Annotated in this window: 19 protein-coding genes; 16 read left to right on the forward strand and 3 right to left on the reverse strand. The window is 71.6% G+C overall.

Going from position 1 to position 25407, the window contains the following annotated elements; genetic code table 11:
* Positions 1–26: 26 nt before the first annotated feature.
* Positions 27–740 (forward strand): DUF4190 domain-containing protein, encoded by a 714-nt coding sequence (locus tag KV381_RS27855; RefSeq protein WP_032790765.1) that lies wholly within the window; start codon positions 27–29, stop codon positions 738–740.
* A 151-nt stretch (positions 741–891) separates the two neighbouring features.
* On the opposite strand, the gene KV381_RS27860 is transcribed toward KV381_RS27855, so the two are convergent.
* Positions 892–1440 carry an NADAR family protein gene (locus KV381_RS27860; RefSeq protein WP_103536782.1) on the reverse strand — a complete coding sequence of 183 codons (549 nt, stop codon included), beginning with the start codon at positions 1438–1440 and terminating at the stop codon, positions 892–894.
* A 206-nt stretch (positions 1441–1646) separates the two neighbouring features.
* Between KV381_RS27860 and KV381_RS27865 the strand changes: the two genes are divergently transcribed.
* The 8 genes from KV381_RS27865 to KV381_RS27900 all read left to right on the forward strand — a co-directional run bounded on the left by KV381_RS27865 (position 1647) and on the right by KV381_RS27900 (position 11415).
* Positions 1647–3161: a gamma-aminobutyraldehyde dehydrogenase gene (locus tag KV381_RS27865; RefSeq protein ID WP_030085182.1), complete on the forward strand. Its 1515-nt coding sequence runs from the start codon at positions 1647–1649 to the stop codon at positions 3159–3161.
* A gap of 73 nt (positions 3162–3234) precedes the next feature.
* On the forward strand, positions 3235–4482 hold the full coding sequence (locus tag KV381_RS27870; protein ID WP_030085184.1) for a PotD/PotF family extracellular solute-binding protein: 1248 nt from the start codon (positions 3235–3237) through the stop codon (positions 4480–4482).
* A 70-nt stretch (positions 4483–4552) separates the two neighbouring features.
* The gene (locus tag KV381_RS27875; RefSeq protein ID WP_218786631.1) at positions 4553–5710 is read left to right on the forward strand and encodes an ABC transporter ATP-binding protein; all 1158 of its coding nucleotides are present in this window, start codon (positions 4553–4555) and stop codon (positions 5708–5710) included.
* Entirely contained in the window at positions 5707–6648 is a 942-nt protein-coding gene (locus tag KV381_RS27880) for an ABC transporter permease (RefSeq protein WP_030085190.1), read from the forward strand. Before KV381_RS27875 ends, KV381_RS27880 begins: the two co-directional genes overlap by 4 nt.
* Entirely contained in the window at positions 6648–7451 is an 804-nt protein-coding gene (locus tag KV381_RS27885; protein ID WP_030085192.1) for an ABC transporter permease, read from the forward strand. The genes KV381_RS27880 and KV381_RS27885 overlap by 1 nt, the downstream gene beginning before the upstream one ends.
* A gap of 23 nt (positions 7452–7474) precedes the next feature.
* On the forward strand, positions 7475–8890 hold the full coding sequence (locus KV381_RS27890) for an FAD-binding oxidoreductase (RefSeq protein ID WP_030085194.1): 1416 nt from the start codon (positions 7475–7477) through the stop codon (positions 8888–8890).
* Between the two features lie 137 nt (positions 8891–9027).
* Entirely contained in the window at positions 9028–9501 is a 474-nt protein-coding gene (locus tag KV381_RS27895; RefSeq protein WP_086777409.1) for a hypothetical protein, read from the forward strand.
* 90 nt (positions 9502–9591) lie between these two features.
* A complete protein-coding gene (locus KV381_RS27900) occupies positions 9592–11415 on the forward strand; it encodes a chitinase (RefSeq protein WP_218786632.1) in 1824 nt (607 codons plus the stop codon).
* Here the strand turns inward: KV381_RS27900 and KV381_RS27905 are convergent.
* Both KV381_RS27905 and gabT read right to left on the reverse strand, forming a co-directional pair.
* Positions 11381–12226, reverse strand: coding sequence for a phosphatase PAP2 family protein (locus KV381_RS27905; protein WP_030085200.1), 846 nt, complete (start codon positions 12224–12226; stop codon positions 11381–11383). The genes KV381_RS27900 and KV381_RS27905 overlap by 35 nt on opposite strands.
* A gap of 159 nt (positions 12227–12385) precedes the next feature.
* The gene (gene gabT, locus KV381_RS27910; RefSeq protein WP_030085202.1) at positions 12386–13726 is read right to left on the reverse strand and encodes a 4-aminobutyrate--2-oxoglutarate transaminase; all 1341 of its coding nucleotides are present in this window, start codon (positions 13724–13726) and stop codon (positions 12386–12388) included.
* A 267-nt stretch (positions 13727–13993) separates the two neighbouring features.
* Here gabT and KV381_RS27915 point away from each other — a divergent pair, with 267 nt between their 5' ends.
* The 7 genes from KV381_RS27915 (at position 13994) to aroA (ending at position 25399) form a co-directional block, all read left to right on the forward strand.
* Positions 13994–16432 (forward strand): ATP/GTP-binding protein, encoded by a 2439-nt coding sequence (locus tag KV381_RS27915; protein WP_218786633.1) that lies wholly within the window; start codon positions 13994–13996, stop codon positions 16430–16432.
* A gap of 268 nt (positions 16433–16700) precedes the next feature.
* Positions 16701–18275, forward strand: coding sequence for a PucR family transcriptional regulator (locus KV381_RS27920; RefSeq protein ID WP_103536789.1), 1575 nt, complete (start codon positions 16701–16703; stop codon positions 18273–18275).
* Positions 18276–18329: 54 nt separating this feature from the next.
* Positions 18330–18926, forward strand: coding sequence for a TetR/AcrR family transcriptional regulator (locus KV381_RS27925; protein WP_218786634.1), 597 nt, complete (start codon positions 18330–18332; stop codon positions 18924–18926).
* A 107-nt stretch (positions 18927–19033) separates the two neighbouring features.
* A complete protein-coding gene (locus tag KV381_RS27930; protein ID WP_218786635.1) occupies positions 19034–20257 on the forward strand; it encodes an MFS transporter in 1224 nt (407 codons plus the stop codon).
* A 118-nt stretch (positions 20258–20375) separates the two neighbouring features.
* Complete coding sequence (locus tag KV381_RS27935) at positions 20376–21821, forward strand: aldehyde dehydrogenase family protein (protein WP_098026407.1); 1446 nt, start codon at positions 20376–20378, stop codon at positions 21819–21821.
* 304 nt (positions 21822–22125) lie between these two features.
* Complete coding sequence (locus tag KV381_RS27940; protein ID WP_030085214.1) at positions 22126–24081, forward strand: acyl-CoA dehydrogenase family protein; 1956 nt, start codon at positions 22126–22128, stop codon at positions 24079–24081.
* Between the two features lie 76 nt (positions 24082–24157).
* Complete coding sequence (gene aroA, locus KV381_RS27945) at positions 24158–25399, forward strand: 3-phosphoshikimate 1-carboxyvinyltransferase (protein ID WP_218786636.1); 1242 nt, start codon at positions 24158–24160, stop codon at positions 25397–25399.
* Positions 25400–25407: the final 8 nt, after the last annotated feature.

A 25407-nucleotide genomic window follows, 5' to 3' on the forward strand; every position in this document is an offset into this window, starting at 1 on the left:
TGACGGGACCACGATGGGGGAGGCCCATGTCAGACAACACAGAGCAGCCCGGGGGCGGGGCCGCGCCGCGCGATCCATGGGCACCGCCGGACAGCGGCCGGGTGGAGCTGAACAAGCCGGGCGCACAGACGCCGCCGCCCGCCGCGCACACGCCGCCCGCGGTCCACGACCAGCCGACCGTGACGTCGATGCCGGCCGCGGGGGACGGCACCGGGCCGATACCCCAGCCGCAGCCCGGCTTCGGGCCCGCGCCCTCGGACGTACCGCCGCCGCCGATCGGCCCGAACGGCCCCGGCCAGGCGGCCCCGCCGCCCGCCGCCGGCCACTACGGCTACCCGGCCCCGCCCGCGCAGCCGTACGGCGGCTACCCGGGCTACGGCGCCTACGGCATGGGTCCGGCCGCCTGGGGCCCGGCGCCCAACAACGGTCTGGGCACCGCCGCGATGGTGATCGGCATCATCTCGGTGGTCGGCTTCTGCATGTACGGCGTCAACATCATCCTCGGCATCCTCGCGCTGATCTTCGGCATCATCGGCCTCGGCCGTGCCAAGCGCGGCGAGGCCACCAACCGGGGCATGGCGCTCGCCGGGGTCATCCTCGGCTCCGTCGGCATCGTCGTCGGCGCCGCGATCCTCGGCCTGATCATCTGGGCCGCCACGAACGCGGACAGCGACAGCGAATACGGCGACAGCTACGACGACCCGTTCGCCACGTCACTGGTCGTGGAGGACCGCCGTTAGGGCGGACACCCCAGGGACGTCGTGTCGATCCCGGCCGGGCAGGGGAAGCGCTCCCCGCCCGGCCGGACGTCGTAGCGGCGCCCGTACGAGAGGCGTCGCGAGCGGCATCCGTACGTAAAGGGCTCGGCCCCGCGCCGTACCGGAAGCGGGCTCAGCCCGCCCGCAGCCTCTGTCGGGCCTCCATCAGCGCGAAGCCCAGCAGATTCAGCCCCCGCCACTGCTGCGGCCGCTCCACCCGCTCGTCGTCCGCCGCCAGCCCGACGCCCCAGATCCGGTCCAGCGGAGACGCCTCCACCAGCACCCGGTCACCGGTGGACAGGAGATAGCCGCCCAGCTCCGGGTCCTGCCCGAACTTGTGCACGCTGCCCGCCACGACGAGGGCGAACCGCTCCCGTATCCACACGTCCTCGTCGAAGCCGCGCACCAGCCGCCCCGCCTTCTTCGCCGCAGCCGGGCTCTTCGCCGTCACCGCCGCCCGCTCCGCCTCCGGATCGCCGAAGATCCGCGCCTTGCCCGCCATCATCCAGTGCTCGGCGCTCGCATACGTCACCCCGTCCACGGTGAACGGCGACGGCCACCACTGGCTCAGGCTGCTCGCACCGATCCGTCCGTCGGGCCGCGGCCGGTGCCCCCAGAACGGCAGATACTTCACCCGCTTGCCCCGCGCCACGTCCGCCAGAAGCTCATCGATCGGTCCCATGCATGTGAGTGTGGCATCCGCCACTGACACTCCGTACGGGGATTTCCGCACCGACACGACACATGGTCGACAGATTCCGTCGCGTAACCAAAAGGAAACAACGGAATCACTTGTTGGGCGTGAACCCCTCTGTCAGGATCGGCACTCAATTCAGGAAGAAGCTACGCCGACCCCGCCCAGCGGGTACAGCGGCGGAGGAGAGCGTCATGAGCAACGGCTTCCAGGTTCAGGACCGCTTCGCGGAAGGTGCGCAGTACATCGGCGGCAAGCTGCTCCCCGGCACATCCGGCCGCCACCACGACATCGTGAACCCCGCGACCGGCGAGAGCGTGCTCCGCTACGAGCTGGCGGGCGCCGACGACGTGGACGCGGCGGTCGCCGCCGCCCGCGCCGCCTTCCCCGGCTGGTCCGGCACGACGCCCGGCGAACGCTCCGACGCGATGCACCGCTTCGCCGCCGTCCTCGCCGAGCAGGCCGACGACTTCGCGTACGCCGAGTCCCTCCAGTGCGGCAAGCCGATCAAGCTCTCCACCGAGTTCGACGTCCCCGGCACCGTCGACAACACCGCCTTCTTCGCGGGCGCGGCCCGCCACCTGGAGGGCAAGGCCGCCGCCGAGTACGACGGCGACCACACCTCCTACGTACGCCGCGAGGCGATCGGAGTCGTCGGCTCCATCGCCCCCTGGAACTACCCGCTCCAGATGGCCGCCTGGAAGGTCCTCCCGGCCGTCGCCGCGGGCAACACCATCGTCCTCAAGCCCGCCGAGCTGACCCCGCTCACCTCGCTGATGTTCGCCCAGGCCGCCACCGAGGCGGGCATCCCCGACGGCGTGATCAACATCGTCACCGGCGCGGGCAAGGACGCCGGCGAGCACCTCGTCGGCCACCCCGACGTCGTGATGACCTCCTTCACCGGCTCCACCGCCGTCGGCAAGCGCGTCGCCGAGATCGCCACCGCCACCGTCAAACGCCTCCACCTGGAGCTCGGCGGCAAGGCCCCCTTCGTGGTCTTCGACGACGCCGACCTGGAGGCCGCCGTCCACGGCGCGGTCGCCGGCTCCCTCATCAACACCGGCCAGGACTGCACCGCCGCCACCCGCGCCTACGTCCAACGCCCCCTCTACGACGCCTTCGTGCGGGACGTCGCCGCGCTCATGGAGACCGTCCGGCTCGGCGACCCCTTCGACGCGTCGACCGACCTCGGCCCCCTCATCAGCCACGCCCAGCGCGACCGCGTCGCCGCCTTCGTCGAGCGGGCCCGCGGCTACGCCCGCGTCGTCACCGGCGGCGAGGCCCCCGGCGGCGACCTCGCCGACGGCGCGTACTACCGGCCGACCCTCGTCGCGGACGCCGCCCAGGACAGCGAGATCGTCCAGTCGGAGATCTTCGGCCCGGTCCTGGTCGTCCTGCCCTTCGACACCGACGACGAGGGCATCGCGCTCGCCAACGACACCCCGTACGGACTGGCCGCCTCCGCCTGGACCCGCGACCTGTACCGCGCGAACCGCGCCACCCGCGAGATCCAGGCGGGCTGTGTGTGGGTGAACGACCACATCCCGATCCTCTCCGAGATGCCGCACGGCGGATACAAGGCCAGCGGCTTCGGCAAGGACATGTCGGCGTACTCCTTCGAGGAGTACACGCAGGTCAAGCACGTCATGTACGACAACACCGCGGTCGCCCGCAAGGACTGGCACCGCACGATCTTCGGGGACCGATAGCAGCTGCCGCACGAGCGGGGCCCGTCCACGACGGCGGGCCCCGGCGGCCTCCCACCCGAAAGGGCAAACGCGTATGGAGAGTTACGAGCCCGAGCGCCTCACGCCGGTCCAACTGGCGGCCATGAGGCGATCCCTGACCAGCGGCAGGGGAGCCCTCACCCGCCGGTCGCTGTTGCGCGCCTCCGGCATGGGCGCGCTGGCCATCGGCGGCATAGCCACCCTCGGCGCGTGCGGCATCCCGCCCGCCGGGCGCACCGAGGGAGCAGCGGCCGCCGACGACCACTCGGCGAAGGAGAAGGTGGTGAACTTCTCCAACTGGACCGAGTACATGGACGTCAGCGAGGACGAGAAGAGCCGCCCCACCCTGGAGGCGTTCACGAAGCGCACCGGGATCAGGGTCAAGTACACCGAGGACATCAACGACAACGTCGAGTTCTTCGGCAAGATCAAACCCCAGCTGGCCGCGGGGCAGGACACCGGGCGCGACCTCATCTGCGTCACCGACTGGCTCGCCGCCCGCATCATCCGGCTCGGCTGGGCGCAGAAGCTCGACCCGTCGAACCTTCCGCACGCCTTCGCCAACGTCTCCGCCCAGTTCCGCAGCCCCGACTGGGACCCCGGCCGCGCCTATTCCTATCCGTGGACCGGCATCCCGACCGTCATCGCGTACAACAAGAAGGCGACCGGCGGCCGCAAGGTCGACTCCGTCACCCAGCTGCTCGACGACCCGAAGCTCAAGGGCCGGGTCTCCTTCCTCTCCGAGATGCGCGACTCCGTCGGCATGACCCTGCTCGACCAGGGCAAGGACCCGGGGAAGTTCACCGACGCCGACTTCGACGGGGCGATCGGCCGCCTCCAGAAGGCCGTCGACAAGAAGCAGATCCGCCGCTTCACCGGCAACGACTACACCGCCGACCTCAGCAAGGGCGACATCGCCGCCTGCGTCGCCTGGGCCGGGGACATCATCCAGCTCCAGGCCGACAACCCGGACATCGAGTACGCCATCCCGGCCGCCGGATACATCACCTCCAGCGACAGCCTCCTGGTCCCCGCCCAGGCCCGGCACAAGACCAACGCCGAGAAGCTCATCGACTACTACTACGAGCCGCCGGTCGCCGCCCAGCTCGCCGCGTACATCAACTACGTCTGCCCGGTCGACGGCGTACGCGAGGAACTCGCCAGGATCGACGAGTCGATGGCCTCCAACACGCTGATCCTTCCCGACAAGGAGATGGCGGCGAAGTCCCGCTCCTTCCGCTCCCTGAGCACCGAGGAAGAGACCGCGTACGAAGAGAAGTTCGCCAAACTCATCGGCGCCTGACCCGGCACGCTCCCGCGCCCGGTCACCCCTTCCTCGAACTCCCTCCCCGAACACACTGGGACTGCGACCCATGACACAGCAGCAGCAGCAGACCGCGGGCGGCGATGTCCGCCTCGCCGGGATCAGCAAGACCTACGGCTCCTTCACCGCCGTGCACCCGCTCGACCTGACCGTGCCGCAGGGCTCCTTCTTCGCCCTGCTCGGCGCGTCCGGCTGCGGCAAGACCACCACCCTGCGGATGATCGCGGGCCTGGAGGAGGCCACCACCGGCACGGTCTTCCTCGGCGACAAGGACATCACCGACCTGCCCCCGTACAAGCGGCCGGTCAACACCGTCTTCCAGAGCTACGCGCTCTTCCCGCACCTGGACATCACCGAGAACGTCGCCTTCGGACTCCGGCGGCGCGGCATCAAGTCGGTGAAGAAGCAGGTCGACGACATGCTGGAACTGGTCCAGCTCGGCGACTTCGCCCGCCGCAAACCGCACCAGCTCTCCGGCGGCCAGCAGCAGCGCGTCGCCGTCGCCCGCGCGCTCATCAACCACCCGCAGGTCCTGCTGCTCGACGAACCGCTCGGCGCCCTCGACCTCAAGCTCCGCCGCCAGATGCAGCTGGAGCTCAAGCGGATCCAGACCGAGGTCGGCATCACCTTCGTGCACGTCACCCACGACCAGGAGGAGGCCATGACCATGGCCGACACCGTCGCGGTGATGAACGGCGGCCGGGTCGAGCAGCTCGGCGCGCCGGCCGACCTCTACGAGAACCCGCGCACCACCTTCGTCGCCAACTTCCTCGGCACCTCCAACCTCATCGAGGGCGAGGTCGTGTCCACGGGCGGCGACCCGGTGGTAGCCGCGGGCGGCGGAAAGCTCACGCTGCCCCGCGAGCGATGTTCGGCCCCCACCGACAACGGCGGACGGCTGCTCCTCGGCATCCGGCCCGAGAAGATATCCCTGGCCCACGCGGACGACGCCGACGCCATAGCCGCCGGCCGCAACCGCGTCACCGGCCGCATCACCGACTCCAGCTTCATCGGCGTCTCCACCCAGTACGTGGTCGAGAGCCCGGCGGGCAAGGCGCTCCAGGTGTACGAACAGAACATCGAGAGGGACACGCGACTGGTCCCCGGCGCCGAGGTGGTCCTGCACTGGAACCCGGCCCACACCTTCGGACTCGACGCGGCCCAGGACATCGACGCGGGCGCGACGAGCGTGGAGGACGCGGAGTGAGCCTCACCGAGGCGCCGCCCGCGCCGTCCCCCGGCCCCGAGGAGCCCCGGGAGCTCAAGCTCCGCAAGCCCTCCACCCGTAAACGGCTCGTCCCGTACTGGCTGCTGCTGCCCGGCATCCTCTGGCTGCTGGTCTTCTTCGCCCTGCCGCTCGTCTACCAGGCCTCCACCTCCGTACAGACCGGCTCGCTGGAGCAGGGCTTCGAGGTCACCTGGCACTTCCAGACGTACGTGGACGCGCTGCGCGAGTACTACCCGCAGTTCATCCGGTCCCTGCTGTACGCGGGCACCGCCACGATCCTGTGTCTGCTGCTGGGCTACCCGCTCGCCTACCTCATCGCGTTCAAGGCGGGCCGCTGGCGCAACCTGGTCCTGGTGCTGGTCATCGCCCCGTTCTTCACCAGCTTCCTCATCCGTACGCTGGCGTGGAAGACGATCCTCGCCGACGGCGGCGCGGTCGTGGACGTGCTGAACACCCTGCACGTCCTGGACGTCACCAGCTGGCTCGGCTGGACCGAGTCCAACCGGGTCCTGGCCACCCCGATGGCGGTCGTCTGCGGCCTCACGTACAACTTCCTGCCGTTCATGATCCTGCCGCTCTACACCTCGCTGGAGCGGATCGACGGCCGGCTGCACGAGGCGGCGGGCGACCTCTACGCCACCCCCGCCACCACCTTCCGCAAGGTGACGTTCCCGCTCTCCATGCCCGGCGTCGTCTCCGGCACGCTGCTGACCTTCATCCCGGCCAGCGGCGACTACGTGAACGCGGAACTGCTGGGCTCCACCGACACCAAGATGGTCGGCAGCGTCATCCAGAGCCAGTTCCTGCGGGTCCTGGACTATCCGACGGCCGCCGCGCTCTCGTTCATCCTCATGGCGATCGTCCTGCTGATGGTCACCTTCTACATCCGCCGCTCCGGGACGGAGGACCTGGTCTGATGCCCGTACTGCGCTGGATACGCCGGAACCTGGTCGTCATCGCGGGTCTGCTGACCCTCGCGTACATGATCCTGCCGAACATCGTCGTGATGGTGTTCTCGTTCAACAAGCCCAACGGCCGCTTCAACTACGAGTGGCAGCGGTTCTCGCTGGACGCCTGGAAGGACCCGTGCGGCGTCGCCGACCTCTGCGGCTCGCTCTCCCTCTCGCTGCAGATCGCCTTCTGGGCGACGCTCGGGGCCACCGCGCTCGGCACGGCGGTCGCCTTCGCGCTGGTCCGCTACCGCTTCCGGGCGCGCGGCGCGATCAGCTCGCTGATCTTCCTGCCGATGGCGATGCCCGAGGTCGTCATGGCCGCGTCGCTGCTCACGCTCTTCCTGAACATGGGCGCCCAGCTCGGTTTCTGGACCGTGCTGATCGCGCACATCATGTTCTGCCTCAGTTTCGTGGTGACGGCCGTCAAGGCGCGCGTCATGTCGATGGACCCGAGACTGGAGGAAGCAGCCCGCGACCTGTACGCCGGTCCGGTGCAGACCTTCGTCCGGGTCACCCTTCCGATCGCAGCACCGGGAATCGCGGCGGGAGCCCTGCTCGCCTTCGCGCTCTCGTTCGACGATTTCATCATCACGAATTTCAACGCGGGCTCCACCGTCACGTTCCCCATGTTCGTCTGGGGTTCGGCACAGCGCGGCACGCCCGTGCAGATCAATGTCATCGGCACCGCCATGTTCATCATTGCGGTACTGATGGTTCTCGTCGGCCAGCTCATCGCGAACCGGCGAAAGAGCACCGCTCGAACCTGAAAGTCCTGAAGGAGTTGGAAACCATGGCCCCAGCTGCCATGCGTACGGCCGCACCATCGATCGCCGGCGCCAAGCCGGTCTCCTACTGGCTCGACGACCCGGCCAAACCCGACGCGCTTCCCGCCCTCACCGGCGACGAGCACACCGATCTGCTGGTCATCGGCGGCGGCTACAGCGGCCTGTGGACCGCGCTCATCGCCAAGGAGCGCGACCCGGACCGCGACGTCGTCCTCATCGAGGGGCACGAGGTGGGCTGGGCCGCCTCGGGCCGCAACGGCGGCTTCTGCGCCGCCTCCCTCACCCACGGCCTGGCCAACGGTGTGGAGCGCTGGCCCGACGAGATCGCGAAGCTGGAGGAGCTGGGGGAGCGGAACCTCGACGCCATCGAGGCCGCCGTCGCCCGCTATGGCATCGATTGCGAGTTCGAGCGGACCGGCGAGATCGATGTCGCCACCGAGCCCCACCAGCTCGAAGAGCTGCGGGAATGGCACGAGGAGCTCGTGCGGCTCGGCATCACGGGCGTGGATTTCCTGGACCGCGACGCCCTGCGCGCCGAGGTCGACTCGCCCACCTTCCTCGGCGGGCTCTGGGACCGGCGCGGCGTCGCGATGCTGCACCCGGCGAAGCTCGCCTGGGGCCTGAAGCGGGCCTGCCTGGAGCTCGGCGTACGGATCCACGAGCACACCCGCGGCCTCGATCTCGTCCGCTCCGGTACGGGCATGGCGGTCCGCACCCCGTACGGCCGGGTCTTCGCCCGGCGCGTCGCGCTCGGCACCAATGTCTTCCCCTCGCTCGTCAAGCGGGTCCGGCCGTACACCGTGCCGGTCTACGACTACGCGCTGATGACCGAGCCGCTCAGCCCCGAGCAGCTGGAATCCATCGGCTGGAAGGGCCGCCAGGGGCTCGGCGACAGCGCCAACCAATTCCACTACTTCCGGCTTTCCGCGGACAACCGGATCCTGTGGGGCGGATACGACGCGATCTATCCGTACGGGGGCCGGCTCAGCGCCGATCTCGACCAGCGTCCGGAGACGTTCCTGAAATTGGCCGAGCAGTTCTTCACCTGTTTCCCGCAGCTTTCCGGGCTGAATTTCACGCACGCCTGGGGCGGTGCGATCGACACCTGTTCCCGCTTCACCGCTTTTTTCGGAACGGCGCACCAGGGGCGGGTCGCGTACGCCGCCGGATTCACCGGACTCGGCGTCGGATCCACCCGTTTCGGCGCCGATGTCATGCTCGACCTCCTCTCCGGCGAGGAGACCGAGCGGACCCGGCTGGAGATGGTCCGCTCCAAGCCGATGCCCTTCCCGCCGGAGCCCTTCGCCTGGGCCGGCATCGAGATCACCAAGCGGTCCCTGGCCCACGCCGACAGCCACGGCGGGCACCGCAACCTGTGGCTGAAGACCATGGACAAGCTGGGCCTCGGCTTCGACAGCTGACCCGGGTCACCGCTGCTGTGACCCAGTTCACTACCAACAAGTAGCCTCAACCCGCGTCATAGTCGGCGCCGACCGCTCTCTCGCCTGTGTACGCACCGCAGAACCCTGCCGGTGCCCACGTCAACGGGAGGCTGGTCATGACTGGCTCGGAAACGAAGGCCGCGGTCGAATGGCTCACAGCGGTGGCGCCGGACCCGGCCGCCTGCCGGTGGGAGTGGGAGCGCAATCCCCAGGGGATCGCGCTCCTTCCCGCCGGCAAGCGCTGGGACGTCCTGATCCTTCCGGGCGCTCTCGGCTATCCGACGCTCGACGTCCTCGCCCGGCTGATCGACCGACCGGGCCCCGTCCTCGCCGACTTCGGCGAGTCCCGCATGGGCTTCTTCGTCCCGCCGGGCACCGTCTCCCGCTGGATCGGCACCGGCATCAGGGGCTGCGGCCAGGGCACCTGGATCGTCGTCCCGTATCCGGGGCGGGCCACCGGGGGAGTGCGCTGGCTGGTTCCGCCGGACGGCTCGGGGACCCTCACCGACGCCGGAATCCTCGAACTCGCGATGCACGAGGCGGCGGGCGCGGCCGCCCGGGACGCCCGGCAGGAGCGGCCGGAGAGCTGAGCCGGCCGCCAGAGGTCTTGACAACCTGATTGGTCTGGACCATGTTGTGCGCACGCCACACCCCGAATTTCCCCCTGCGCGGAGGCTGTTGTGGAACGCACCGGACCAACCGTCAGATTTTCCGGACTTCTGGCCGTCTGTTCGGCCACCCTGCTGGCGGCCGCCACCCTGGTGGCCTCCGCCCCGGCCGTGAGCGCCGCCGACGCGGATCTGGTGCGCAACGGCGGCTTCGAGGCGGGCCTGGACGGCTGGAACTGCGCCAACCAGAGCGGGGCGGCCGTCACCGCGCCCAAGCGCACCGGTGACCACGCGCTCAAGGCGACCCCGGCCGGCAGCGACCACGCCAAGTGTTCCCAGACCATCGCGGTCAAGCCCAACTCCACGTACACACTGGGCGCCTGGGTGCAGGGCAGTCACGTCTACCTCGGCGCGTCCGGAACCGGCACCACCGACGTCTCCACCTGGACCCAGTCGCCCGACGCGTGGAAGCAGCTCACCACCACCTTCACCACCGGCCCCTCCACCACCTCCGTGAGCGTCTACACCCACGGCTGGTACGGGACCCCCGCCCACTACGTCGACGACCTCACCCTCATCGGCCCCGGCGGCGAGCCCGTCGTGATCCCGGCCGTCCCCGCGGGCCTCAAGACCACCGCGCTCACCTCGTCGTCCGTGGCGCTCTCCTGGAACGCCGTATCGGGTGCGAGCGGCTACCACGTCTACCGCGGCGGTACGAAGGTGGCCACGGCCACCGGCCCCTCCGCCACCGTGACGGGCCTGACGCCCTCCACCGCGTACAGCTTCCAGGTCTCCGCCACCAACGCGGCCGGCGAGTCCGCGAAGTCGGCCGCGATCACGGCGACCACCACGGAGGGCGGCGGAGGCGGCGACACCAAGCTCCCGGCCCGCGCGCTCGTCGGCTATCTGCACTCCAGCTTCGCCAACGGCTCCGGCTACACGCGGATGGCGGACGTGCCCGACTCCTGGGACGTCATCAACCTCGCCTTCGGCGAACCCACCTCCGTCACCTCCGGCGACATCCGCTTCTCGCTCTGCCCGGTCGCCGAGTGCCCGAACGTCGAGTCCGAGGCGGAGTTCAAGGCCGCGATCAAGGCCAAGCAGGCGGCGGGCAAGAAGGTGCTGATCTCCATCGGCGGCCAGAACGGACAGGTGCAGCTCGCCTCCACCGCCGCCCGGGACGCCTTCGTCACCTCGGTCTCGAAGATCATCGACACCTACGGTCTCGACGGCCTCGACATCGACTTCGAGGGCCACTCGCTCTCTCTCAACACCGGTGACACCGACTTCCGCAGCCCCACCTCACCGGTGATCGTCAACCTGATCTCCGCGGTGAAGTCGCTCAAGGCGAAGTACGGCTCCGACTTCGTCCTCACGATGGCGCCCGAGACCTTCTTCGTGCAGCTCGGCTACCAGTTCTACGGCTCCGGCCCCTGGGGCGGCCAGGACCCGCGCGCCGGCGCCTATCTGCCGGTCATCCACGCGCTGCGCGACGACCTGACCCTGCTGCACGTCCAGGACTACAACTCGGGCCCGATCATGGGCCTGGACAACCAGTACCACTCGATGGGCGGCGCGGACTTCCACATCGCGATGACCGACATGCTGCTCGCGGGCTTCCCGGTGGCGGGCGACACCGGCAAGGTCTTCCCGGGCCTGCGCCCCGACCAGGTCGCCATCGGCCTCCCGGCCTCCACCCAGGCGGGCAACGGCCACACCACCCCGGCCGAGGTCAACAAGGCGCTCGACTGCCTGATCAAGAAGACGTCCTGCGGCTCCTACCAGACCCACGGCACCTGGTCCGACCTGCGCGGCCTGATGACCTGGTCGATCAACTGGGACCGCTTCAACAACGGGGAGTTCAGCCGGAACTTCGACGGCTACTTCGGCAACTGACCCACCACAGGGGCGCCAGCACCAAGGGCCCCAGGCACCAACTGGCCAGCACGTCCAGCGGCCAGTGGTAGCCGTGCAGCACCAGACCGATGCCCGTCGCCGTGGTCAACAGGATCGCGGCGACGGGCATCATCCACGCCCGGGGCCAGGACGCCCGGCGCAGCCACGACGGACGGGGCAGGGCCAGCAGCACCAGGGCCGAGGCCCCGTACGCCACGGCGGCCGTCGCCGTATGGCCGGACGGGTAGTAGTTGACCGCCTCGGTCAGCGGGCCCTGCCGGGCGGTGGCCACCTTCAGCGGGATCACCAGCGCGGGCACCGCCGCCATGGTGAGGGCCGCGTACACGGCGAGCCGCAGGGCGCGACGCCACAGCGCGTACGCGATCACGACGGTCAGCACGGGAAGCGCCACCGCCGTCCCGCCGAGATCGGAGAGCACCTGGGTCAGCGCGCCGGGCCCCTGCCCGAAGAGCTTCGGGCCCACCCGCTCGTCCAGCCGCAGCAGCGGACCCTCGACGACGACCTGCCAGGTGATCAGCGCGAAGAGGACCGCGAGCAGACCGAGGAAGCCGGAGACGTATCCGGAAACGAGGGGGGCCGGCCACCCGGGAACAGGGGGGGTTGTTCCGGGATGGCCGGCGAGATCGGTTCGCCGCGCGCCCCGGGGGGTGTGGGGCGGGCGGCCGTCCGATCGGTGAGGAGTCCCGGAGCCGGAGGCTCCGGTGTGCGCGAACGCACGCCCCGGACGGCGCTGGGGAAGCCCCGGTCCGGAGTCGGCCGCGGTTTCCCGGGGCCGAGGTGTTTCTCTCATCTGCAGAAACCGTACGGCAGCGGAAGGGCGGCCGACAGTCGCCACCGCCTCCCGCCATCGCCCTCGCACACGTTCTTCACAGGCCCTCACCCGGATGCCGGACGGAAGCGGCGAAAGGCCGCTCCGCCCGCCTTCCGGTTCGCTGAGATCTTCGACGGATCAGAGCCGGCCGAAAGCCTGCTCGATCAGGTCGAGGCCCTCGTTCAGCAGGTCCTCGCCGATCACCAGCGGCGGCAGGAAACGCAGGACGTTGCCGTACGTGCCACAGGTCAGGACGAGCAGCCCCTCGGCGTGGCAGGCCTTCGCGAGCGCGCCGGCCGCCTCCGGGTTCGGGTCCTTCGTGCCGGACTTCACCAGCTCGATCGCGATCATCGCGCCGCGGCCGCGGATGTCGCCGATGATGTCGCCGTTCGGGAGCTTCGCCCGCATCTCGGAGAGGCGGCCCTTCATGACCTCCTCGATCCGCTTGGCCTTCCCGTTCAGGTCCAGCTCGCGCATCGTCTCGATGGCCCCGAGCGCACCGGCGCAGGCCACCGGGTTCCCGCCGTACGTACCGCCCAGGCCGCCCGCGTGCGCGGCGTCCATGATCTCGGCGCGGCCGGTCACGGCGGACAGCGGCAGACCGCCCGCGATGCCCTTGGCGGTGGTGATCAGGTCCGGGACGATGCCCTCGTCCTCGCAGGCGAACCACTGGCCGGTGCGGCAGAAGCCGGACTGGATCTCGTCCGCGACGAACACGATGCCGTTGTCCTTGGCGAACTGCGCGATCGCCGGGAGGAAGCCCTTGGCGGGCTCGATGAAGCCGCCCTCGCCGAGCACCGGCTCGATGATGATCGCGGCGACGTTGTCCGCGCCGATCTGCTTGGTGATCGCGTCGATGGCCTGCGCGGACGCCTCGGCCCCGGCGTTCTCGGCACCGGTCGGCCAGCGGTAGCCGTAGGCGACCGGGACCCGGTAGACCTCGGGCGCGAACGGGCCGAAGCCCTGCTTGTACGGCATGTTCTTCGCCGTCATGCCCATGGTGAGGTTGGTGCGGCCGTGGTAGCCGTGGTCGAAGACGACGACGGCGGTGCGCTTGGTGTAGGCGCGGGCGATCTTCACCGCGTTCTCGACGGCCTCGGCGCCCGAGTTGAACAGCGCGGACTTCTTCGCGTGGTCACCCGGCGTCAGCTCGGCGAGCTGCTCGCAGACCTCGACGTACCCCTCGTACGGCGTGACCATGAAACAGGTGTGGGTGAAGTCCGCGAGCTGCGCGGAGGCCCGGCGCACGACGGCCTCGGCGGACGCGCCGACGGAGGTCACGGCGATCCCGGACCCGAAGTCGATCAGCCGGTTGCCGTCCACGTCCTCGATGATCCCGCCGCCCGCACGGGCGGTGAACACCGGCAGGGTGGAGCCCACACCTGCGGCGACGGCCGCGACCCGGCGAGCCTGCAGCTCGACCGACTTAGGGCCGGGGATGGCAGTGACGACGCGGCGCTCCTGCGGGATTGCGGTCATGAGGGGCTCCTGGGGGATGTTTCGGACGCTCTTGTCCTCGCAGGCTAGGGGTGGGGGAGGGGTGCGGGCATGCTCCGATCGGGAGTGGTGGGGGTGTGTCCTTGTCCTTGGCGGACAGATGGCGGAACCCGCCCGCCACGTCGGCGTGGTCCGCATCCACGGCGCCTCCGACGGTGACTATCCGGGCGCGTTGCTGAACTCACCGTGTGCGCGCACTACATTGACCGGGGCAGCGGACGGACCGGCAGGTCAAGGGGGCAGTGGTTCATGGACGACGACGGCACGCGGGGCGTACGGGGATCGAGCGCGGACAAGGTGCCCGGACCGGCCGTCCCGCCACCGCCCACGGCCCCGCCGCGGGTACCGCCGACGACTGCCGGCCCGTACGTGCCGGCCCCGCACCCGGCCCCGCCGGTCGAACACCGCCCGGCCCGGCCCGCAACGGCCCCGTCCATCGGGCAGCCGCCCCCCGGCGCCCCGGTAGACGCCTGGCTGCGCACCCCCCGCCCGCCGCAGGAACCGGGCGTCTGGCGGTACGGGTACACCCCGCCTCCGCCCGAGGCGTCCGAGCGGGTGTCCGACCGGTCGCTGCTGGTCGGCGCGCTGATCTCACTGCTCACCGCGCTGCTGCTGTGGTCGCTGTGGCGCAACGGCTATCTCCCGTACCGCCTCGTCCCGCTGAAGCTCTTCACCCCGGGCGAGTGGTGGTACCCGGGAACGTCCGGTGGCCCGCGCACCATCGAGGGCAGCGACGCCCTCACCGTCTACGAGTCGATCCTGTTCGGGCTGCTGGCCTACGGCTGCGGCCGGATCGGCAATTTCTCCGAGCTGTTCCACCGCCACGTCGTCGAGCGGGGGCAACCCTTCCTCGCCGTCGCGGCAGCCGCCGCGGCGGGCCTGACCCAGTTGCTGGTCTGGAAGGAGACACTTCCGGTCGTCCGTCCGATCCTGGTCCTGGTCGCCGCTGTCGCGGGCGGCGAGATCTATCAGAGCCAGACCGTCGTCAACGTGATCTACGGTCTGATCGCCGCCGCCGTCCTCTGGCCCTTCGCCCGCCTCGGCCGCTGGCGCGAACTGAGCGCCGCCCGCCGGGGGAGCGCCGCCCCGGACCCGGCCCACGCCGCTCCCGCCACCTCGACCTCCGCCGACCAGTGGCCCGAACTGCGCGCCGCGGGCTGGACCGATGCCGCGGACACCCTCACCGCCGAGGTCCGCACCGGCCGGATGAACGACGTGGACGTGGCCCGGCTGCGCCACGCGTGGACGCTCGCCACCCGGCGGCCCGACCGGCTCGCCCCTCTCACGGAGGCCGTGTTGCGCACCGGGGGTGCCGCCGCACTGCATCCCTCGGGCGACCGCGACCTGCCCCGCCGCACCGCCCGCCACGACGTCCTCACCGGCCAAGTCAGGATCGGCCGGTGCGCGGACGACCCGCACAACCCCTATGTCCGCCGAGGCACCGGCCTCGCCCTGGAACCCGCGCTGCTGGGCACTTCCCTGCTCGCGGTCGGACCGCCCGGCTCGGGGAAGTCCGCCCGGCTGATCCGGCCGGTCGTCGAGGCCCTCGCGCTGCGCGCCCTGGCCGGACAGGCCGCGGTTCTCGCAGTCGGCGGGGCGGGCGCGCCGCTGGGCCCCGACGACGCCTTCGACGTGGTCGTCCGCGTCGGCCACCCCGGCTCCGCCCACGACATCGACCTGTACGGCGGCACCACCGACCCCGACGAGGCGGCAGCCGTCCTCGCCGAAGGGCTCGTCGGCGATGTCGGCAGCCTCGACAGCCGCCGCGCCGCCACCGTCCTCGCCCAGTTGCTCGGCCCGTACCACGCGGCCCACGGGCACTTCCCCTCCGTGCCCGAGCTGCGCGAACTCCTCGACGGCACACCGGCCGCACTCGCCGGGCTCCGCGCCACCCTCGAAGCCGCCGGCCAACACGCGATGGTGCGTGAGCTGGACGCACGGTCCCGGCAGGCGGGCGGCCCCGGCGACCCCGCACCGGCCCTCGCCGACCGGGTCGCCCTGCTCGACCGGCCCGCGTTCGCCGGGTTCTTCGCCACCGGCCCGGACGCCCGCCCGTTCTCGCTGCGCGCGCTCGGCCAGCACCCGCTGAGGGTCCGCGTCGACCTGCCGGAGCGCGGCCACGCGGAGGCGTCCCGGCTGCTCACCCGGCTGCTTCTCGCCCAGTTCACCGCGATCACAGCCGCCCGTACCGACACCACCCTCTTCGCCTGCCTCGTCCTGGACGACGCCACCCACGCCGTGACCGCCGAGACCGTCCGCGGCATCCGCCGGCTGCGCTCGGTCAACGCCGGGGCGGTGCTCGCCCTGCGCACCGTCGACGACGTTCCCGAGGCCCTGCACACCCCGCTGCTCGGGGCGGTCGGCTGCACGGCGGCCTTCTCCGGCATCACCACCTGGGACGGCAAGCGCTTCGCCGAAGCCTGGGGCAAGGAATGGGTCGAGACCCGCGAGGTCGCCCAGCACACCGTCTTCGCCGACCAGCCGTTCACCCGCGCCCTGCACGCCCTGCGCAAGCTCGTCACCGGCAAGGCCGTGACCACGGACGCGGTGACCGTGCGGCAGGTCGAGCGGGAGCGCTGGTCGGCCTCGGAGCTGGCGTACGCGGTCCCGGCCGGTCACGCGGTCATCCGGTTGGCCAATGTCGATGGCGAACACGCACCCCCCCTCCTCGTTCACCTCGACGGCTGAGACGGCTGAGACGGCTGAGACGGCTGAGACGGCTGAGACGGCTGAGACGGCTGAGACGGCTGAGACGGCTGAGACGACCGAGCCGGCTACCCGGAAGTAACGCGACGGTCGACGGAGAGCGGCTACCGGCACCCTGCCAGCCTGGCAGAATCGGAGGCAGCCGTTCATACGGGACGGCGCAATGCGGGGTCGCCGTCATGGCCGGGGGACCGGTCGTCCGTACGGCGGCGCGCGCGACCTCATCCCCGACCCCGAGGGTTCCCGGCCCATGCCCCCCACGCTCGCCTCGCTCGTCCAGCACTCGGCGCTCAAGCTCACCGTGCGGGCGGGCGCGGACCGGCTCGACACGCCTGTGCGCTGGGCCCACGCCAGCGAGCTCGCCGACCCCGTCCCGTACATGGACGGCGGCGAACTCCTCCTGGTGACCGCCACCAACCTCGACGCCGAGAACGCCGAGACCATGCGGCGATACGTGCGGCGGCTGGCCGGAGCCGGGGTCGCCGGGGTCGGATTCGGGGTCGGGGTGAACTACGAGGACATCCCGCAAGCGCTCGTCGAAGCCGCCGAGGAAGCCGGCCTGCCGCTCCTCGAAGTGCCCCGCCGCACCCCGTTCCTCGCCATCAGCAAGGCCGTCTCCGCCGCCATCGCCGCCGACCAGTACCGCGCGGTCACCGCCGGCTTCGAGGCCCAGCGCGAGCTGACCAGGGCCGCGCTCGCCGGGGACGGGCCCGCCGATCTCCTCGCCCGGCTCGCCGCCCACATCGACGGCTGGGCCGCCCTGTACGACACCTCCGGCGCGGTCCTCGCCGCCGCCCCCGACTGGGCCGCCCGCCGCGCCGCCCGCCTCACCCCCGACGTCGAACGCCTCCGGGACCGCCCCGCCCCCGCCAGCATCGTCGTCGCCGACAGCGAGGACCGGGTCGAGCTCCAGTCGCTGGGCACCGGCCGCCGGGCCCGCGGTGCGCTCGCCGTCGGCACCGGAGCCGCACTCGGCACCGCCGGGCGGTACGCCGTGCACTCCGCCGTCGCCCTGCTCACCCTCACCACCGCCCGCTCCCGCTCCCTCCAGGGCGCCGAACAGCGCCTGGGCGCCGCCGTCCTGCGAATGCTGCTCGCCGGACAGCCCGACCACGCGCGGGCCGTCGCCGGAGACCTCTACGGCGACCTGCTCGACGCCCCGTTCCGGCTGCTCATCGCCGAGGCCGCCGCGCCCGCCGGGCCCGAACTGCTCACCGAGACCATGGAGGCCGCCGCCGCCCGTACCGGCGAGGCGCTGCTCCTGGTCCCCGAGGGCGAGCGCGTCGTCGTGCTCGCCGCGGACGGCGGCTCCGCCGTGGCCGCTTGCGCCTCCTACGCCGAGGCCCAGGACGACCGCGCCCCGCGCGAGGGCGGCGCCGAGGACAGCGACGTCGTGGTGGGGCTCTCCGCCCCCTCCGGCCCGATCGCCGTCTCCGCCGCGTACAAGCAGGCGGAACAGGCCCTCTCCGTCGCCCGCCGCCGGGGCAGGGCGCTGGTCGAGCACGAGGAGCTGGCCGCCGGATCCGTCCTGCCGCTGCTCGCCGACGACGCGGTACGGGCCTTCGCCGACGGCATGCTCCGTGCGCTGTACGAGCACGACGCCAAGGGCCGCGGCGACCTCGTGGCCTCCCTGCGCGCCTGGCTCTCCCGCCACGGCCAGTGGGACGCCGCCGCCGCCGACCTGGGCGTGCACCGGCACACCCTGCGCTACCGGATGCGCCGGGTGGAGGAGATCCTCGGCCGCTCGCTGGACGACCCGGACGTCCGCATGGAGCTGTGGCTCGCCCTCAAGGCGACGGCGGCGACCGCGACCGCCGAGGACTGAGCGACCGGCCCGAACCGTATTGCAACGACCGGTCCAAAACCCTAGAGTGCTGCCATGGCCCGACCGAGACAGTTCGACGAGGAACGGGCCCTGGACGCCGCGATGCGCGCATTCTGGGAGTACGGCTACGAGGCCACCTCCACCCAGGACCTGTGCGCCGCCACGGGGCTGGGGCGCAGCAGCATCTACAACACCTTCAGCAGCAAGCGTGAGCTGTTCTCGCGCTCGCTCGCGCGCTATCTGGACGCCATGGCCGACGCCCAGGACGCCGTGCTGGAGGACGCCACACGTCCGCCCGTCGAGCGGGTCCGGGCCCTGTTCGACAAGATCGTGGCCGACGAGTTCGAGAACCGCCCCGGCGGCAGCAGCCTCGGCTGCCTGGGCGTCAACAGCACGGTGGAGCTCGCGGCCCGCGACCCCGAGGCCGCCCGGCTCCTGGGCCGCGACGCCGCCCGTCGGCTGCGGACCCTGTCCGCCGTCATCGCCGCCGGGCAGCGCGACGGTTCCATCGCCGCCACGCGCGGCCCCAACGCCCTCGCCCGTTATGTCAACGCCGTCATCGGCGGCATGCGCGTCACCGCACAGGGCGGAGCCGACCGCGCCGCCGTCCAGGCCGTCGCCGACACGGCCATGGACGCCCTGACCCGCTGAAGGCCGCCCGCCTGCCGTGTGAAGGCGGGCCGACCCATGTCCAAGTTTTGAACCGATCTATCCAAAACCACCTCCGCACAACCGTACGCACCTACAGGGGGAACTCCGTGCCTCGTGCCGTCCACGTCCTGGCCTTCGGCATCTTCGCCATGGTCACCAGCGAATTCGTCGTCGCCGGACTGATGCCGCAGATGGCCGACGGCCTCGGCGTCACCGTCCCGCAGATCGGCTACCTGATCACCGTCTTCGCCCTCTCCATGGCGCTCGGCGGCCCACTGCTCTCCATCGCCCTGCTGCGGCTCCCGCCGAAGACCGCGCTCATGGTCCTCTTCCCGCTCTTCCTGGCCGGCAACGTGCTGGCCGCCACCGCGTCCGGCTACTCGGCGATGGTGGTCGCGCGGATCATCACCGGGGTCGCGTCCCAGGCCTTCTTCGGCGTCGCGATCTCGCTCGGCTCCCAGCTCACCCGCCCCGAGATACGCGGTCGGGCCGTGGCGGTCATCCTCAACGGGCTGATGCTCGGCACCCTGCTGGGGCTGCCGCTGGCCACGCTGACCGGCGAACGGTACGGCTGGCGGGCCGCGTTCTGGGCCATCTCCGCGCTGACGGTCGCCGCCGCCCTGTGCACCGCGATCGGCGTACGCCGGACGGGCCGGCCGGAGGGCAGCGGCACCTTCCGCTCCGAGCTGACGGCCTTCCGCGCACCCAGGCTCTGGCTCACCCTGCTGACCAGCACGATGGTCATCGGCGCGACCTTCTCCGCCTTCAGCTACCTCAACCCGATCCTCACCCGGGTCACCGGATTCTCCTCGGGCGCGGTCCCGCTGCTGCTCCTGGCGTACGGCGCCGCCACCGTCATCGGCAACACCGTCGTGGGCCGACTGGCCGACCGCCACACCCTTCCCGTCCTGCTCCTCGGCCTCTCCCTGAACGCGGTGTTCCTCGCCGGCTTCGCCCTGCTGGCCCGGATCGAGGCCTGGGCGGTGCTCTGCATGCTGGGCATCGGCCTCGTCGGGGTCACCATGAACCCGGCCCTGGTCACGCGGGTGCAGCGGACCGGCAACGCCCGCCCGCTCGTCAACACCGTGCACAGCTCCTTCATCACCCTCGGTGTGGTCCTCGGCTCCGCACTGGGCGGCCTGGGCCTCGACCGCTTCGGCCTGCGGGCCCCGCTCTGGCTCGGCGCGGGCCTCGCGGTGACCGGCCTGCTCACCCTCGTACCGGATCTGCTCCGGCGTACGGAGAAGCCGGGCGCGGCCGGACCGGGCGGCCCCTCCGCCATTTCGGAGCACCCGGCACCCGCTCCGCTCCACGCCGGACAAACGCCCTGAGCGCCTGTCCGCCCTACCGTGGGACCACAGAGGGGAGCCTTCCGGGCGCCCACGACGAGACACACCCCCACCTCCTCACGACCTCCGAACTCACGACCTCCGAAGGGCCGGAACCTCCATGACTTCGCCCCACGCCTTCTGGGTGGCCGGCCGCCGGGCCACCGGTGCCGACAGCTTCGACGTCACCAACCCGTACGACGGACGCCTCGTCGGCACCGTCAGCGTGCCGACCGACGCCCAGGTCGAGGAGGCCGTCGCCGCCGCCCACGCCGTACGCGACGAGTTCGCCGCCACCCCGGCGCATGTCCGGGCCGCGGCCCTCGACCACGTCGTACGGCGGCTGACGGAGCGCACCGAGGAGATCGCCCAGCTGATCTCGGCGGAGAACGGCAAGCCGATCAAGTGGGCGCGTGGCGAGGTCGGCCGGGCCGTGTCCGTGTTCCGGTTCGCCGCCGAGGAGGCCCGCCGCTTCAACGGCGGCGAGGCCCAGCGGCTCGACACCGACCTCGGCGGCACCGGCCGCCTGGGCCTGGTCCGCCGCTTCCCGCGCGGGGCGGTCCTGGGCATCGCCCCCTTCAACTTCCCCCTCAACCTCAGCGCCCACAAGGTGGCCCCGGCCATCGCCGTCGGCGCCCCGATCATCCTGAAGCCGGCCCCGGCCACCCCGATCTCCTCGCTCATCCTGGGCGAGCTGCTGGCCGAGACCGACCTCCCGGCCGGCTCCTGGTCCGTCCTGACGGTCCCGAACGACAGGATGCCCGCCCTGGTCCAGGACGAGCGGCTGCCGGTCATCTCCTTCACCGGGTCCGGCCCGGTCGGCTACTCGATCATGGAGTCGGTGCCCCGCAAGCACTGCACCCTGGAGCTCGGCGGCAACGGCGCGGCGGTCGTCCTCGGCGACTACGCCTCGGACGAGGACCTGGACTGGGCGGCCACCCGGATCGCGACCTTCTCCAACTACCAGGGCGGCCAGTCCTGCATCTCGGTGCAGCGCGTCATCGCCGACACCTCGGTCTACGACCGGCTCGTCCCGAAGATCGTCGCCGCCGTCGAGGCCCTGGTCACCGGAGACCCGGCCGACGCCACCACCGACGTCGGCCCGCTCGTCAGCGAGGACGCCGCCAAGCGCGTCGAGTCCTGGGTCGACGAGGCCGTCCGGGGCGGCGCGGAACTCCTCACCGGCGGCAAGCGCGACGGCGCCACCTACGCCCCCACGGTCCTGGCCGGCCTCCCCGACGACGTGAAGCTCTCCTGCGAAGAGGTCTTCGGCCCGGTCATGTCGCTCCAGAAGGTCGACGGCGAGGCCGAGGCGTTCGCCGCCGTCAACTCCTCCAAGTACGGCCTCCAGGCAGGCGTCTTCACCCACGACCTCCAGACCGCCTTCCGCGCCCACCGCGCCCTGGAGGTCGGCGGCGTGATCATCGGCGACGTCCCCTCGTACCGTGCCGACCAGATGCCGTACGGCGGCGCCAAGCAGTCCGGCGTCGGCCGCGAGGGCGTCCGCTACGCCATGGACGACTACACCTACGAGCGCGTCCTGGTCCTCACCGGCCTCGCCCTGTAACACCCCGGACGACCCCCGCCCGCGCCCCCGCCCGGACAGCGGGTGCGGGCGGGGGCGCGCGAAGGAACGGCCTGAGCCCGCTGTGCGGGGGCTCAGGCCGTTTCCGTCTCTATCAGGGACATGCGGCTGCCTCCAGGGTGCGAAGGACGCACCGTACGCACAACGAACCTCCGCCCGGGCGGCCCACCTCGTGCGCGGGGGCTGGTGCGGGTGCCGAACCACGGGTACACGGGTTACATACGGACCAGAGCAGCCCAGCAGCAGCCCAGAAGCAGCAGCGACGAGCGGCGAGGTGAGGTCCCTCATGTCCGCACCACACAACACCCCCCAGGTCCCCAGGGCCCCCAAGGTCACCGAGCGCGAAGCGCGCCGGGTCGCCGAGGCCGCCCGGGAGCAGGACTGGCGCAAGCCCAGCTTCGCCAAGGAGCTGTTCCTCGGGCGTTTCCGGCTCGACCTGATCCACCCGCACCCCCTGCCGCCGCCCGACGACATCCGGCGCGGCGAGGAGTTCCTGGCGCGGTTGCGGGCGTTCTGCGAGGCGCACATCGACAGTGCGCGGATCGAGCGCGAGGCGCGGATCCCGGATGAAGTGATCAGCGGGCTCAAGGAGCTCGGCGCGCTCGGGATGAAGATCGAGACCAGGTACGGCGGGCTCGGACTCACCCAGGTGTACTACAACAAGGCGCTCGCCCTGGTCGGCTCCGCCAGCCCCGCGATCGGCGCGCTGCTCTCCGCGCATCAGTCGATCGGCGTACCGCAGCCCCTGAAGATCTTCGGCACCCAGGAGCAGAAGGACGTCTTCCTGCCCCGGCTGGCCACCACGGACATCTCCGCCTTCCTGCTGACCGAGCCGGACGTCGGCTCCGACCCGGCCCGCCTCGCCACCTCCGCGGTGCCCGACGGGCCGGACTACGTCCTGGACGGGGTGAAGCTCTGGACCACCAACGGGGTCGTCGCCGATCTGCTCGTCGTCATGGCCCGGGTGCCCGCCTCCGAGGGGCACCCCGGCGGCATCACCGCGTTCGTCGTCGAGGCCGACGCGCCCGGCGTCACCGTGGAGCACCGCAACGCCTTCATGGGCCTGCGCGGCATCGAGAACGGCGTCACCCGCTTCCACCGGGTCCGGGTGCCCGGCGCCTGCCGGATCGGGCCCGAGGGGGCCGGGCTGAAGATCGCCCTGACCACCCTCAACACCGGCCGGCTCTCGCTGCCCGCGATGTGCGTGGGCGTCGGCAAGTGGTCGCTGAAGATCGCCCGCGAATGGTCCGCCGTACGCGAGCAGTGGGGCCGGCCCGTCGCCAGGCACGAGGCGGTCGCCACGAAGATCTCGTTCATCGCGGCCACCACCTTCGCCCTGGAGGCCGTCGTCGACCTCTCCTCGCAGATGGCCGACGAGGACCGCAACGACATCCGCATCGAGGCCGCCCTCGCCAAGCTGTACGGCTCCGAGATGGGCTGGCTGATCGCCGACGAACTGGTCCAGATCCGTGGCGGGCGTGGCTTCGAGACCGCCGCGTCGCTGGCCGCCCGCGGCGAGCGGGCCGTCCCGGCCGAGCAGATGCTCCGCGACATGCGCATCAACCGGATCTTCGAGGGCTCCACCGAGATCATGCACCTGCTGATCGCCCGCGAGGCCGTCGACGCCCACCTCAAGGTCGCGGGCGACATCATCGACCCCGACAAGCCGCTCTCCGCCAAGGCGAAGGCGGGCGCCAACGCCGCCGGGTTCTACGCCCGCTGGCTGCCCCAGCTGGTGACGGGCGCCGGGCAACTCCCGCGTACGTACGGTGAGTTCCACCCGGCCGGGCATCGCGACCTCTCCGGGCACCTCCGGTACGTCGAGCGGTGCTCGCGCAAGCTCGCCCGGTCGACCTTCTACGCCATGTCCCGCTGGCAGGGGCGGATGGAGACCAAGCAGGGCTTCCTCGGCCGGATCGTCGACATCGGCGCGGAGCTCTTCGCGATGAGCGCCGCCTGCGTCCGTGCCGAGCATCTGCGCGGGACCGGGGAGCACGGGCGTGAGGCCTACCAGCTCGCCGACGCGTTCTGCCGGCAGTCCCGCATCCGGGTGGAGGAGCTGTTCACCCGGCTGTGGTCCAACACCGACGACCTCGACCGGCGCGTGGTCGACGGCGTCCTGTCGGGGACGTACACCTGGCTGGAGGAGGGCGTCGTCGACCCCAGCGGCGAAGGCCCCTGGATCGCGGACGCCACCCCCGGCCCCTCCGTCCAGGAGAACCAGCACCGACCGGTCCGCTAGGGACAGTCGTACGGGGTACGTCCACGCACCGGACGTACCCCGTACGCCCCGCCCGCCGCAGGGCAGGATGAGCGCCGTGACCGTCATCGACATCCCCGGCTCCAAGTCCGTCACCGCCCGCGCCCTCTTCCTGGCCGCCGCCGCGGACGGCACCACCACCCTCCTGCGGCCGCTGCGTTCGGACGACACCGAGGGCTTCGCCGAGGGGCTGAAGAACCTCGGTTACGCGGTCGAGCAGGAGGCCGACCGCTGGCGCGTCGAGGGCCGCCCGGCCGGGCCCGCCGCCACCGAGGCCGACGTCTTCTGCCGCGACGGCGCGACCACCGCCCGCTTCCTGCCCACGCTCGTCGCGGCCGCCGCCTCCGGCACGTACCGCTTCGACGCCTCCGCCCAGATGCGCCGCCGCCCGCTCGCCCCGCTCACCCGGGCCCTCACCGCCCTCGGCGTCGACCTGCGCCACGGGGGAGAAGAAGGGCACCATCCACTGACCGTCCGGGCCGCCGGGATCGAGGGCGGCGAACTCACCCTGGACGCGGGGGAGTCCTCCCAGTACCTCACCGCGCTGCTGATGCTCGGGCCGCTCACCGCGAAGGGGCTGCGCATCGAGGTCACCGAACTGGTCTCCGCGCCGTACGTCGAGATCACCCTCGCGATGATGCGCGACTTCGGCGTGGACGTGGAGCGGGAGGGGAACACCTTCACCGTCCCACCCGGCGGCTACCGGGCCACCGCCTACGCCGTCGAGCCCGACGCCTCCACCGCGAGCTACTTCTTCGCCGCCGCCGCCCTCACCGGCCGCGAGGTCACCGTCCCCGGTCTCGGCACCGGCGCGCTCCAGGGCGATCTGCGCTTCGTCGACGTGCTGCGGGACATGGGCGCCGAGGTGGCGGTGGGCGCCGACGCCACCACCGTCCGCTCCACCGGCCGGCTGCGCGGGATCACCGTCAACATGCGCGACATCTCCGACACCATGCCGACCCTCGCCGCCATCGCGCCGTACGCGGACGGGCCCGTCACGATCGAGGACGTCGCCAACACCCGGGTCAAGGAGTGCGACCGGCTGGAGGCGTGCGCCGAGAACCTGCGCGCCATGGGCGTCACCGTGCACACCGGGCCCGACCGGATCGAGATCCACCCCGGCACGCCGAAGCCCACCGAGATCGCCACCCACGGCGACCACCGCATCGTGATGTCCTTCGCCGTCGCCGGACTGCGCACCCCGGGTCTGACGTACGACGACCCCGGCTGCGTACGCAAGACGTTCCCGCGCTTCCACGAGGTGTTCGCGGACTTCGCGCACGACCTCCGGGGGCGCTGAACGGGGGC

The sequence above is a fragment of the Streptomyces sp. WY228 genome (assembly GCF_019287315.1).
Lineage (GTDB): Bacteria > Actinomycetota > Actinomycetes > Streptomycetales > Streptomycetaceae > Streptomyces > Streptomyces caviscabies.

What these genes read in the sequence shown, in the direction of transcription:
- KV381_RS27865 (WP_030085182.1), top strand. Translation starts at nt 1,647, where the DNA reads ATGAGCAACGGCTTCCAGGTTCAGGACCGCTTCGCGGAAGGTGCGCAG.
- KV381_RS27920 (WP_103536789.1), top strand. Translation starts at nt 16,701, where the DNA reads ATGCCCCCCACGCTCGCCTCGCTCGTCCAGCACTCGGCGCTCAAGCTC.
- KV381_RS27915 (WP_218786633.1), top strand. Translation starts at nt 13,994, where the DNA reads ATGGACGACGACGGCACGCGGGGCGTACGGGGATCGAGCGCGGACAAG.
- KV381_RS27895 (WP_086777409.1), top strand. Translation starts at nt 9,028, where the DNA reads ATGACTGGCTCGGAAACGAAGGCCGCGGTCGAATGGCTCACAGCGGTG.
- KV381_RS27870 (WP_030085184.1), top strand. Translation starts at nt 3,235, where the DNA reads ATGGAGAGTTACGAGCCCGAGCGCCTCACGCCGGTCCAACTGGCGGCC.
- gabT (WP_030085202.1), bottom strand. Translation starts at nt 13,726, where the DNA reads ATGACCGCAATCCCGCAGGAGCGCCGCGTCGTCACTGCCATCCCCGGC.
- KV381_RS27925 (WP_218786634.1), top strand. Translation starts at nt 18,330, where the DNA reads ATGGCCCGACCGAGACAGTTCGACGAGGAACGGGCCCTGGACGCCGCG.
- KV381_RS27885 (WP_030085192.1), top strand. Translation starts at nt 6,648, where the DNA reads ATGCCCGTACTGCGCTGGATACGCCGGAACCTGGTCGTCATCGCGGGT.
- KV381_RS27905 (WP_030085200.1), bottom strand. Translation starts at nt 12,226, where the DNA reads ATGAGAGAAACACCTCGGCCCCGGGAAACCGCGGCCGACTCCGGACCG.
- KV381_RS27860 (WP_103536782.1), bottom strand. Translation starts at nt 1,440, where the DNA reads ATGGGACCGATCGATGAGCTTCTGGCGGACGTGGCGCGGGGCAAGCGG.
- KV381_RS27875 (WP_218786631.1), top strand. Translation starts at nt 4,553, where the DNA reads ATGACACAGCAGCAGCAGCAGACCGCGGGCGGCGATGTCCGCCTCGCC.
- KV381_RS27940 (WP_030085214.1), top strand. Translation starts at nt 22,126, where the DNA reads ATGTCCGCACCACACAACACCCCCCAGGTCCCCAGGGCCCCCAAGGTC.
- KV381_RS27890 (WP_030085194.1), top strand. Translation starts at nt 7,475, where the DNA reads ATGGCCCCAGCTGCCATGCGTACGGCCGCACCATCGATCGCCGGCGCC.
- KV381_RS27855 (WP_032790765.1), top strand. Translation starts at nt 27, where the DNA reads ATGTCAGACAACACAGAGCAGCCCGGGGGCGGGGCCGCGCCGCGCGAT.
- KV381_RS27935 (WP_098026407.1), top strand. Translation starts at nt 20,376, where the DNA reads ATGACTTCGCCCCACGCCTTCTGGGTGGCCGGCCGCCGGGCCACCGGT.